This is a genomic window from Bacillus sp. FSL L8-0199, from assembly GCF_038005705.1.
GTDB lineage: Bacteria > Bacillota > Bacilli > Bacillales > Bacillaceae_G > Bacillus_A > Bacillus_A cereus.
The window spans coordinates 4,863,639-4,876,967 of record NZ_JBBOTS010000001.1 but is presented as its reverse complement, the minus strand read 5'-3'; the positions used below and the strand labels follow the sequence as shown (position 1 = coordinate 4,876,967).

The window sequence follows — 13,329 nt, the reverse complement described above, 5'->3', positions numbered from 1 at the left end:
TGTATTCGGCTACTAAATGAAAGGGTTGCTGCAATTTAGTAGCCGGATAGCAAGTATATAGAAAGGAGAAAGGTAGAAAATATGAAGCAAGTATTGAAGTGTTTTAATGTCGTAACAATGATTACACTTCTCCTATCCATCATATTGCCTTCGCCCAGTGCTTTTGCTACAGAGATAAATAAAAAAAGCTGGGATGAGTTACAAGGAAATGATGTGAAAATTAAGGCAGAGAAAGTGAATGCTGAAATGTATAGGGGAGAAGTAGCTGAGAGGGAGCACGTATTTCAATATAAGATTGAAAATACGGGAGATACACCAATCCGAGAATTAGTAATTAAACAAAATAATGACAATGGAATTGAGTTTCTTTCGCAATCTGTGAAAGTAAACGGAGAGAAGTTACTTGAAAATAAGGTAGCGGATTTCTATGTAGAGGAAAAAGATAATGGAGGAAAGGTTCTTTCTTCTAATCTTAAAATTCAAGATTTAAAATCACATGAAAAAATGACTGTATTAATAAAAGCTCGTCGTGCGCAACATTTTAATAAAGAGTATAAGCAAAAAATTAGTGTGCAAAAGGATCAACTACAGATAGGAAACATGTCTGTAGATGTTGAAGGGCTTCCTTCTGAAGAGAAGTTAGAAGCTAATACCGATGATGAGGCTGACAGTAGTAAGAAAGCTATCGGATCAACAACTGATTCAAAAACTAAAGAAGTGGATGGAAAATTAAAAGTATCTGTAGAAGATAAAAATACATCTGCACAAAAAACAGAAATAGAGAAGATAAAACAACCTGAAGCTGAGAAGCAACTAGAAAAAGAGAAAAAGCAATCACCTTTAGCAGTAAAGCAGAGTGATGCAGAAGTACAAGCTGCATCAGAAAATGCTTCGAAGGTTCAAATCCAAACAGGAGATAAACAAGGATTTGGAGACCCGTTGTATTCTACAATTGCTCCTGGTAATTTAGTACAGACTGGTAATGTGACGCTTGGTTTGACATCTGATCATTATGGCAGACAAAGTATGGGTTATAAAACGAATAAAATGACGGTTGATGTTGATAACGATGATAGTACTTTTAATTCGTCAACAGGTGCATTTCCTAACATTCCTGCTGGAAGTAAAGTGAAAAAGGCGTATTTGTTTTGGACAGCTGCTATGGGGACTCCGAGTGATGCAAGGACAGATTATAGAGTTAGCGATGAAGATGTAAGACAACCCGTTAAAATGAAGATGGGAAATAAGCAATACGCTGAAGTAAGTGCTGATAGTATACGAAAAGCGGATTCTTTACCGTATATTGCAAATCACTATGGCAGTGGTGCAGGATACGTAGCGTATGCAGATGTAACAAATGTAATTGCACAGCAAGGTATTTCTCAAACGGTGACAGTTGCAAATGTGCCACAAATTAAATTTGAAAAAGGTAGTGGCTATTACTGGGGTAACTGGAATCTTATATTAGTTTATGAAAACTATAAAGAAACAGTAAAAGACATGAAGATTTGGGAAGGGCTAGTCTCTCAAAAAAGTACAGCTTGGACAGATATTAGTGTTAATAAAATAAACACACCAAAAGAAGGCGCTTTTAAGGCGAAATTTAGTTATTTTTCATCGCAAGGTGATCCAGCTGATAATGATGGATATGCCTATGATTATGGAGAGTATGATTTTGGGTTAGGGTATCAAAAGTTTAAAAATATTAAAGGTAAAGATAATGATGTTAATGACTCATCTATGACAGAAGTACAAGTAGATGGTACTAACGAATTTGTTACGAAAAAATACCCAGGATATAATCCAGATTGGACAAATTCTTTCAGTACAGATATTCATACGTATCACCTTGAAGGACCCACTCAAGTGAAAAATGATTTAAAAGAAGCAAAAATGCGTTTTAGAGCATATGGTGGTGGCGGTGATATTTACGTATTAAATAACGCTACATTCGTTACAGAACATAATGCTCCAAACTTACAAGTTGATAAAAAGGCATTAGATAGTGCCGGAAAAGAAATTAAGGACGTTAAAGCTGGTGAAGAGTTTACGTATCAAATTGAAGTGAAAAATGATACGAAAAATAACCAAGCGCCGGTATCAAATGTAAAAGGTTTTGATAAATTAGATGATCGTTTAGAGTATGTTCCAGGGTCTATTCAATATGTTTCTGGAAGTAATAAAGGAAATAAAACAGATAATGCAAGCGATGATGAAGCAGAGTTTGTAAATAATCAAATTGATTTCCGTGTTGGTGAAGGTGCAGATGCTAAAAACGGTGGTGTTTTAAAGCCGGGTGAAAGTACCGTTATTACATTCAAAGTAAAAGTGAAAGATTCTGTACAATCAGATACAACAGTAAAAAATGTCGTTGTTGTAAAGGGACAAGATAGTGCCGAGATAAAGTATGAAACTGAGGACGATGCAAATGTTACGGTTACTACCCCAAAAGAAGTTCCAGGGGAAATAGAGGCGAGAAAAATAGCTTCTAATAAAACACCGAAGTTAGGTGATGAGGTAGAGTATCGTATTACATTTAAAAATAAGATAAAAGATGGACGTCTAGATGTATTGACGATTGAAGACGAATTACCAAGTAGTCTTGAATACGTGAAAGATAGTTTGAAAGCCGAAGGTGTAAAACCAGAGCCAGTAGAGCTGAAGTTTGAAAATGGCAAAGTAATTGCAAAGTATCCAGAAATTATGGATATGGAAGAAAGAAGTATCGTCTTTAAAACAAAAGTAAAAGAAACTGCAAAAATTGGTGAAGAAATTGTTAACAAAGCAACCGTTAGTGATAAAACAAATCCACCAAAGGATCTAGAAGAGAAGATTACACCACAGCATAAGGCCGGTAAAATTGATGCAAAGAAAAAAGCAACAAATAAGAAGCCGAAGCTAGGAGAAGAATTTGAATATCAAATTAGCTTTAAAAATACGGTGGAAAACGGAAAACTAGATGCAATTACAATAGAAGATGAAATTCCAGCTAACTTAGAATTTGTTCAAGGCAGTGAGAGAGCTGAAGGTACTGAACCAAATCCAGTAGAGTTAAAAGTAGAGAATGGTAAGGTAATCGCAAAATATCCAGAAATTACGGATACAAAAGAGCGAAGCATCGCCTTTAAAGTGAAAGTAAAAGAAGAGGCAAAAGCGGGAGAAACGATTGTTAATAAAGCGGTTGTGAGTGAGCCAAATGGACAGTCTGAGCATCCAGAAGAAAAGATTACGCCGGATTATAAATACGGTAAAGTGGATGTAGAAAAAAACGTAACGAATCAAACACCAAAACTAGGAGAAGAAGTGGAATACCGAATTACATTTTATAATACGGTAGAAAACGGAAAACTAGAAACGGTGTTAGTAGAAGATACACTACCTAAAGGTGTTGAATACGTGAAAGATAGTTTGAAAGCTGAAGGTATAAAACCAGAGCCAGTAGAACTAAAAGTGGAAGATGGCAAAGTAATGGCAAAGTATCCAGAGATTATGGATACAGAAAAAAGAAGTATTGTTTTTAAAGTGAAAGTAAAAGATTCGGCAAAGGTAGGGGAGGCAATTGTAAATAAAGCAATTGCAAAAGATCCGAAAAATGAGCCTGTTGAATCGAAGGTTGTTATTACACCGCAAAGTAAAAAAGGTGAAATTGCTGCTACAAAGGTAGTTAATAATAAGAAGCCGAAGTTAGGTGAAGAAATCGAGTACCGCATTAGTTTTCATAATACGGTTGAGAACGGAAAACTAGAAACGGTGCGAGTGGAAGATACAATTCCAAAAGGTCTTGAATATGTAGAAAATAGCATCAAGGCCGAAGGAGAAGCACCTGGACCAGTAGAATTAGCTGTTGAAAATGGGATAGTCAAAGCTAAGTATATCGATATTATGGATATGAAAGAAAGAAGTATCGTCTTTAAAGTAAAGGTGAAGGAAGAAGTAAAAGTAGATAAAGAGATTGTCAATAAAGCAATTGTTGATGATACGAAAAATCCACCGATTGAACCGGAGGAAAGAATTACTCCGCAACATAAGGATGGAATAATTGATTCGAAGAAGACAGTAGATAATCCATCACCAAAACTAGGAGAAGAAGTAGAATACCGAATTAGCTTTAAGAACACGGTAGAAAACGGAAAACTAGAAAAGGTAATAATAGAGGATACAATTCCTAACGGTTTAGAGTATGTAAAAGGCAGTGAAAAGGCTGAAGGTGATAAACCAGCTCCATTAAAGTTAAGTGTGAAAGATGGAAAAGTTATTGCTGAATACGACAATATTACGGATATGAAAGAAAGAAGTATTGTCTTTAAGGTAAAGGTGAAGGAAGAAGCGGAAGTGGGGAAGGAAATCATCAATAAGGCAATTGTTGATGATATGAAAGATCCGAAAGAACCAGAAGCGAAAATTACACCATTACACAAAGATGGAAAAATTAAAGCGAAGAAAATCGTAAATAATGAAACACCGAAGTTAGGAGAAGAAGTAGAATACCGAATTAGTATGAAAAATACGGTAAAGAACGGAAAGCTAACAGACGTGACAGTAGAGGATACTTTACCAGAAGGTTTAGAGTATGTAGAAAATAGTTTGAAAGCAGAAGGTGCCGGAATAGATTCAGTAGAGCTGAAATTTGAAAACGGTAAAGTAATGGCAAAATATCCAGAAATTACGGATACAGAAGAAAGAAGTATCGTTTTTAAAGTGAAAGTAAAAGAAGAAGTAAAAGTCGGTAAAAAAATCATTAATAAAGCAACTATTGATGATTCGCAAAATAAGCCAGTTAATCCGACAGCGGAAATTACTCCTCAGTATAAAGATGGAAAACTTGAAGCAAAAAAGATAGTAAATAATGAAACGCCGAAGTTAGGAGAAGAAGTGGAATACCGAATTAGCTTTAAAAATACGGTAGAACATGGAAAGCTAACAGAGGTAAAAATAGAAGATGATTTACCAAATGGATTAGAGTATGTGAAAGATAGTTTAAAAGTAGAAGGTACTAAGCCAGATCCAGTGGAATTAAAATTTGAAAACGGTAAGGTAATGGCAAAGTATCCTGAGATTACAGATACAAAAGAGAGAAGTATTACCTTTAAAGTGAAAGTAAAAGGTAAAGTGAGCGATTCAATTGTTAATGAAGCGATTGTGAGCGATACGAAACATCCGCCAGAAACACCGACAGCAGAAATTATTCCGCAACATAAAGACGGAAAAGTGAAAGCGAAGAAGACGGTAAATAATGAAACGCCGAAGTTAGGAGAAGAAGTAGAATACCGAATTAGTTTTAAAAACACGGTAGAAGACGGAAAACTAGCAGAGGTAAAAATAGAAGATACTTTACCAGAAGGTTTAGAGTATGTAGAAAACAGTGTGAAAGCAGAAGGTACTAAGCCGGATCCAGTAGAATTGAAAATGGAAAATGGTAAGGTAATGGCGAAGTATCCAGAGATTACGGACACAGAAGAAAGAAGTATCACTTTTAAAGTGAAAGTAAAGGAAGAAGTGAAAGTCGGTAAAAAAATCGTTAACAAAGCAATTGTTGATGATACGAAAAATGAACCAGAAACACCGATGGCAGAAATTACTCCGCAGCATAAAGACGGAAAAGTGGAAGCGAAGAAGACGGTAAATAATGAAACGCCGAAGTTAGGAGAAGAAGTAGAATACCGAATTAGTTTTAAAAACACGGTAGAAAACGGAAAGCTAGCAGAGGTAAAAATAGAAGATAATTTACCAAATGGATTAGAGTATGTGAAAGATAGTTTACGAGCGGAAGGTACTAAGCCGGATCCAGTAGAACTGAAAGTGAAAGATGGAAAAGTAATCGCCAAATATCCAGAGATTACGGATACAGAAGAAAGAAGTATCGTCTTTAAAGCGAAAGTAAAAGAAGAATTTAAAGTTGGTGAAGGCCTTGTCAATAAAGTAGTTGTTGATGATACAAAAGATCCAACAACTTCAGAAGTAACAATTATGCCAGAATATAAAGACGGTAAGCTTAAAGCAGAGAAATTTGTAAACAATAAAAAACCGAAATTAGGAGAAGAAATAGAATACCGAATTAGTTTTAAAAATACGGTAGAAAACGGAAAACTAGTAGAGGTTAAAGTAGAAGATGAAATTCCAGCTGGATTAGAGTATGTAGAGAACAGTTTACAAGCAGAAGGATCTAAGCCTAGTCCGGTAGAATTGAAATTTGAAAACGGTAAGGTAATGGCAAAGTATCTAGAAATTATGGATACAAAAGAAAGAAGTATTATCTTTAAAGTGAGAGTAAAAGAAGAGGCAGAAATAGACAAGGAGATTGTTAATAAAGCAATCGTAGTAGATACAAAAAATGAGCCCGAAGAGCCTCATGTGGAAATTACTTCGCAATATAAAGATGGTAAAATTGCTGCGCAGAAAGTGGCGAATAATCATAAACCGAAACTAGGAGAAGAAGTAGAATACCGAATTAGTTTTAAAAACACGGTAGAAAACGGAAAACTAGCAGAGGTAAATATAAAGGATGCATTACCAAATGGTTTAGAGTATGTGGAAGGCAGTATCACGGCAGAAGGTTCTAAACCGAAACCAGTAGAGCTACATGTGAAAAATAATAAGGTAATGGCAAAATATCCAGCTATTACAGATACAGAGGAAAGAAGCATTGTCTTTAAAGCGAAGGTAAAAGAAAGCGCAAAAGTGGGGGAAGAAATCGTAAATGAGGCAATTGTGGATGATACAAAGAATCTGCCAGAAGAGCCTTATGTACCGATTACACCACAGTATAAAGATGGTAAAATTGAGGCAAGAAAAGAAGTAAGTAACCATGAACCGAAGTTAGGTGAGGAAATCGAATATCGAATTATTTTTAATAACACGGTGAAAGATGGAAAACTAGCAGAGGTAAAAATAGAAGATGAAATTCCAGCTGGATTAGAGTTTGTAGAAGGAAGCGAAAAAGCTGAAGGTGAAGAGCCAAAACCAGTGGAGTTGAAAGTAGAAAATGGCAAGGTAATGGCAAAGTATTCAGAGATTATGGATACGCAAGAAAGAAGTATTGTCTTTAAAGTGAATGTAAAAGATTCGGTTACAATAGGGAAGGACATTACAAATAAAGCGATTATCCATGTTGATGATCCGAACCATCCAGTAATTGATCCGACAGCAAAAATTACACCACAATATAAAGATGGTAAAATTGCTGCTCATAAAAAGGTGAATAATCATAAACCGAAGCTAGGTGAAGAAATCGAATATCGAATTTCATTTAATAATACGGTGAAAGATGGAAAACTGGCAGAGGTTAAAATTGAGGATGAAATTCCGTTTGGTTTAGAGTATGTGAAAGATAGTCTAAAAGCAGAAGGTGATAAGCCGTCCCCAGTAGAGTTGAAAGAAGAAGCTGGTAAGGTTAGTGCGAAGTATGAAAATATCACTGACATGAAAGAAAGAAGCATTATCTTTAAAGTGAAGGTGAAAGATTCCGTTGAAGTGGACAAGGCAATTGTAAATAAAGCAATTGTTGATGATACAAAAAATCCACCAGAGCGACCAGAAGTAGATATTACACCGCAGCATAAAGATGGTAAATTTAAAGCTAATAAAAAGGTAAGTAAAAAAGATCCAAAGCTAGGAGAAGAAGTAGAGTACCGAATTAGTTTTAAAAATACGGTAGAAAACGGAAAACTAGCAGAAGTGAAAATTGAGGATCAACTACCAAATGGATTAGAGTATGTGAAGGATAGTTTAAAAGCAGAAGGTAATGAACCAAATCCGGTAGAGTTAAAAGAAGAAGCTGGAAAAATTACAGCGAAGTATGAAAATATTACTGATACAGCTGAGCGTAGCATTATCTTTAAGGTAAAAGTAACAGAAGCAGTAAAAGTCGGGAAGAAAATCGTGAATACGGCAATTGTGGATGATGATAATCCGAAGAATCCTCCGCAAAAACCAGAAGCGATTATTACACCGGAGTATAAGAATGGAAAAATAAAAGCTGAGAAAACAGTAAATAACCCAGCTCCAAAATTAGGAGAAGAAGTAGAGTATCGAATTACGTTCCGTAACGTAGTTGAGCACGGAAAATTAGCGAAGGTGAAAATTAAGGATGAATTACCAAACAGTTTAGAGTTTGTAGAAGGTAGCGAAAGAGCTGAGGGGGATAATCCAAAACCGTTGCATGTAAAAGTGAAAAACGGCACAGTACTCGCAGAATATCCAGAAATTACGGATACGAAAGAAAGAAGTATCGTCTTTAAAGCGAAAGTGAAAGAAAAAGCTAAAATTGGCGAAGCGATTGTGAATACGGCGGTTGTGGAAGATACTATAAATCCACCAGAGAAACCGAATGTCGCGATACAACCTCAACATAAAGAGGGTGTATTACAAGCTGAAAAGACTGTGAGTAACCATGAACCGAAGTTAGGAGAAGAAGTAGAATATCGAATTAGTTTTGAAAATACGGTAGAAAACGGCAAACTAACTGAGGTAAAAGTAGAGGACGAAATTCCAGCTGGTTTAGAATACGTACAGGATAGTATAAAGTCTGATGGGCCGGAACCAAATCCAGTAGAACTTAAAGTTGAGAATGGAAAAGTAATAGCAAAGTATCCAGAAATTACGGATACGAAAAAAAGAAGTATCATCTTTAAAGTGAAAGTACAAGAAACGGTACAAGTAGGAAAAGAAATTATAAACAAGGCGGTTGTGGATGATAATAATCCGACAAATCCACCAGTTGAGTCACTTATACCAATTACACCTCAATATAAAGATGGGAAACTAGAGGCAAGGAAAGAAGTAAGTAACCATGAACCAAAGCTAGGGGAAGAAATCGAATATCGAATTACTTTTAACGGCACAGTAGATGGCGGGAAGTTAGTTGATGTAAAGATTGAAGATGAAATTCCGTCTGGTTTAGAGTATGTGAAAGAAAGTCTGGAGGCCGTAGGTGATAAGCCTGTACCAACAGAACTTAAAGTCGAGAATGGAAAAGTAACAGTGAAGTATCCAGAAATTACGGATACGAAAGAAAGAAGTATCATCTTTAAAGTAAAGGTAAAAGAATCAGTAAAAGTTGGAGAGGAAATAACAAATAAAGCGATCATTCATGTAGATGATCCAAATCATCCAGTTATGGAACCGACAGCGACAATAAAGCCAGAATATAAAGATGGTAAGTTAAAAGCGACGAAGACAGTAAATAATAAAGAACCGAAGCTAGGAGAAGAAGTAGAATACCGAATTAGTTTCAAAAATACGGTAGAAAACGGTAAACTAGCAGAGGTAAAGGTAGAAGATGAAATTCCAGCCGGTTTAGAGTACGTGCAAGATAGCATTAGATTTGAAGGGGCTGAACCAAATCCAATAGAGTTAAAAATGGAGTTTGGAAAAGTAATAGCAAAGTATCTAGAAATTACAGATACGAAAGAACGTAGTATTATTTTTAAAGTGAAGGTAAAAGCAGCACCAAGTAAAGGGATAACAAATAGAGCGGTAGTGGACGATAAAATAAATCCACCACTTGAGCCTACAGTTACAATTTTACCGAAAACAAAAGAAGATCTTAAGATACCAGAAGAACCGAAGGAACCAGAAGTGAAGCCGGAAGAGCCGAAAGAACCGAAGGAACCAGAAGTGAAGCCGGAAGAGCCGAAAGAACCGAAGGAACCAGAAGTGAAGCCGGAAGAGCCGAAAGAACCGAAGGAACCAGAAGTGAAGCCGGAAGAGCCGAAAGAACCGAAGGAACCAGAAGTGAAGCCGGAAGAGCCGAAAGAACCGAAGGAACCAGAAGTGAAGCCGGAAGAGCCGAAAGAACCGAAGGAACCAGAAGTGAAGCCGGAAGAGCCGAAAGAACCGAAAGAACCGAAGGAACCAGAAGTGAAACCGGAAGAGCCGAAAGAACCAGAAGTGAAACCGGAGGATCCGAAAGAACCAAAAGAACCAGAAGTGAAGCCGGAAGAACCGAAAGAGCCGAAGGAACCAGAAGTGAAACCGGAGGAACCGAAAGAGCCGAAGGAACCAGAAGTGAAACCGGAGGAACCGAAAGAGCCGAAGGAACCAGAAGTGAAGCCGGAAGAGCCGAAAGAGCCGAAGGAACCAGAAGTGAAACCGGAGGAACCGAAAGAGCCGAAGGAACCAGAAGTGAAACCGGAGGAACCGAAAGAGCCGAAGGAACCAGAAGTGAAGCCGGAAGAGCCGAAAGAACCAGAAGTGAAACCGGAGGATCCGAAAGAACCAAAAGAACCAGAAGTGAAGCCGGAAGAGCCGAAAGATCTGAAGAAACCAGAAGTGAAACCGGAGAAACCGGAAGTAAGACTGGAAAAGTTAATTAAAGAACCGCAAGTAAAAGTAGAAAAAGAATTACCGAAAACAGGGGCAGCACATTCATGGATGATGTCAGTTGGTGCGGGAATTTCATTCTTAGTTGGCGGAGTATTATTCGTATTAGGTAGAAGAAGAAAACAATAATTTTTTAGACGAAAAGCACACTGAGTTCGATAGTTTATTGGACTCAGTGTGCTTTTATGTTATATAAAAGGAAAGCTCCTTCCACGTATGGAAGGAGCTTTATTTTTGCATATTAAAACATACTTGAGCTATGCATCGGTTGAAGTTTTGCATTTGGATCGAAGTAAGCTTTTGCATTGTTTACTGCTGTCGGTGCTTCGCCAAATCCACAAGCGATAAGTTTTACTTTTCCTTCATATGTACAAATGTCACCAGCAGCGTAAATGCCAGGAATATTTGTTTCCATTTTTGAATTTACAAGGATGCTGTTTTTTTGTATATCTAGGCCCCAGTTTTTAATTGGGCCAAGAGAAGAAACGAAGCCGTAGTTTACGATTACGTCATCAACATCGATGATAATTTTTTCCTCCGTTTTTACATGTTGAAGAACGACTTGTTCAATCTTATCATCACCAATGAGTTCTACTGGAACGTATGGTGTACTTACTTCTGCACGAGAATTCATTAAGCTTTCTACGCTATGTTCATGCGCACGGAATTTATCACGACGATGAACGATTGTAACTTTTTCAGCGATCGGTTCTAACATCATTGTCCAGTCTACTGCTGAGTCGCCACCGCCAAATACTACGACGCGCTTACCAGCAAATTTATTCATATCATCAACGAAATAATGTAAGTTTTTCTTTTCGTATTTCGCTGTACCTTCTAATTCTAAGCGGCGTGGTTGGAAAGCACCATTGCCAGCAGTAATAATAACTGATTTAGAATAGTGAGTTTGCTTATTCGTAACAAGTTTAAATATACCGTCAGCTTGTTTCTCAAGCGTATCGACAGCTTCTTCTAAACAAACAGTTGGGTCAAATTTCTTCATTTGCTCTTTTAAGTTATCAACTAATTCTTGTGCGCGCACTTTTGGAAATCCAGCCACATCATAAATGTATTTTTCAGGGTAGAGTGCGGATAATTGTCCGCCAAGTTGAGGTAAGCTTTCAATGATTTTTACACTTGCTTGTCTCATACCGCCATAAAATGCTGTGAACAGTCCCGTTGGACCACCACCAATAATTGTTATGTCGTAAACTTTTTGATTTTCTGCCACTTTCATTCCCCCTATAGATGGAATTTTGATATTGATTTCATATATTGTTCATATGTACACGAAAATCCTGCAAATGATGATACTTTCAAATAAATGATAGCATATTTGAGTTCATAATACTTCTGAAAACGACTGAATTGTGTGTAAGTTTTCGCATAGGTTCTTTTTTATTGTATAAAATATACAGAAAGGAAAATACATGAAAAAAAGGCTAAAAAACCCTTGAAAACGCTATGTTATTTTAAAATATTGATAATTCTCCAGACGCTTGAATTCTGGAATAAAACCGACTAATATAGGGAAGTATTATGTTAAATTTCTATGACAAAATTCGTACGATTTTTTGACTGCGTTTTGTTATGATATAGAATGTGATAAATTCCACATTCTTGACAAATAGAGTTTTTAGTACTTGGTATTATTTTTCATTACTATTATATAAAGAAAAGGGTTGTGATTTGGTGAAGACTCCAAAAATCGTAGTTTTAGGTGCAGGTTATGGCGGGATGATTACGACTGTTCGTCTGCAAAAAGCATTATCTGTAAATGAAGCTGAAATTACGCTAGTAAACAACAACAGCTATCACTACCAAGCGACTTGGTTACATGAGAGCGCAGCTGGTACATTACAAGATGAAAAAATCTGTCTAGATATTCAAGACGTTATTGATACAAATAAAGTGAACTTTGTACAAGACACAGTAGTAGAAATTAAAGCTGCTGAAAAACGCATTATCTTAAAAGATGGCGAGTTAGAGTATGATTACTTAGTAATTGGTCTTGGTTTCGAATCAGAAACATTCGGAATTACAGGATTAAAAGAGCATGCATTCTCAATTGCTAACATTAATGCAACTCGTGAAATTCGTGAGCATATGGAAGCTAGTTTCTCTAAATATGCAACTGAACAACGCGATGAGTTAGTAACAATCGTTGTTGGTGGTGCTGGATTTACTGGTATCGAGTACGTAGGTGAGCTTGCAAACCGTGTTCCTGAACTTTGCAAAGAGTATAATGTACCACGTGAAAAAGCACGTATCATCTGTGTAGAAGCTGCTCCAACAGCACTTCCAGGTTTCGATCCAGCGTTAGTAGAATACGCTGTAAAACAACTTGAGAAAAAAGGTGTAGAATTCCGCATCGGTACAGCAATTAAAGAAGCAACTGAAGAAGGTATTATCGTTGCGAATGGCGATGACACTGAATTAATTAAGTCTGAAACAGTAGTTTGGGCTGCAGGTGTTCGTGGTAATGGTATTGTGGAAGAGTCTGGCTTTGAAGCAATGCGCGGACGTGTAAAAGTTGATGAGTACATGCACGCTCCAGGATACGAAGATGTATTCATGGTTGGTGACGCAGCGTTAATCATTAATGAAGAAATTAATCGTCCTTACCCACCAACAGCACAAATTGCAATTCAACAAGGTTACAATATTGCACACAACTTAACTGTATTAGTTCGTGGCAAGGGCGAAATGAAGAAATTCGCATTCGATAATAAAGGATCTGTATGTTCTTTAGGTCATGACGATGCAATGGGCGTTGTTATGGGTAAAAAGTTAACAGGTTGGAAAGCTTCCTTCATGAAGAAAGTAATCGATAACCGTTACCTATTCTTATTAGGTGGACCTTTATTAGTTCTTAAAAAAGGTAAATTAAAGTTCTTTTAATATATAGTAGAAAAAGCAGAAACGGCTAAGAGCTGTTTCTGCTTTTTTCATATTAAAAATATAGTATAATATATAAAAAAGAAAGAATATTCTGTCCGTTCTGATGGA

The 13,329-nt window shown here is 36.7% G+C and carries 3 protein-coding genes; 2 read left to right on the top strand and 1 reads right to left on the bottom strand.

Translation table 11 applies throughout. The features are described from left to right. Window positions 1–81 precede the first annotated feature (81 nt). Window positions 82–10,449 (top strand): isopeptide-forming domain-containing fimbrial protein, encoded by a 10,368-nt coding sequence (locus NST86_RS25235; protein WP_340934560.1) that lies wholly within the window; start codon window positions 82–84, stop codon window positions 10,447–10,449. A gap of 112 nt (window positions 10,450–10,561) precedes the next feature. On the opposite strand, the gene NST86_RS25230 is transcribed toward NST86_RS25235, so the two are convergent. Next, a complete protein-coding gene (locus NST86_RS25230; RefSeq protein ID WP_000829788.1) occupies window positions 10,562–11,551 on the bottom strand; it encodes an NAD(P)/FAD-dependent oxidoreductase in 990 nt (329 codons plus the stop codon). Window positions 11,552–12,012: 461 nt separating this feature from the next. Here NST86_RS25230 and NST86_RS25225 point away from each other — a divergent pair, with 461 nt between their 5' ends. Further along, on the top strand, window positions 12,013–13,221 hold the full coding sequence (locus NST86_RS25225) for an NAD(P)/FAD-dependent oxidoreductase (protein WP_000856612.1): 1,209 nt from the start codon (window positions 12,013–12,015) through the stop codon (window positions 13,219–13,221). Window positions 13,222–13,329 lie beyond the last annotated feature (108 nt).

Bases quoted from the DNA above. Each gene is read 5' to 3' on its own strand.
- NST86_RS25235 (WP_340934560.1), top strand. From the start codon at position 82: ATGAAGCAAGTATTGAAGTGTTTTAATGTCGTAACAATGATTACACTT.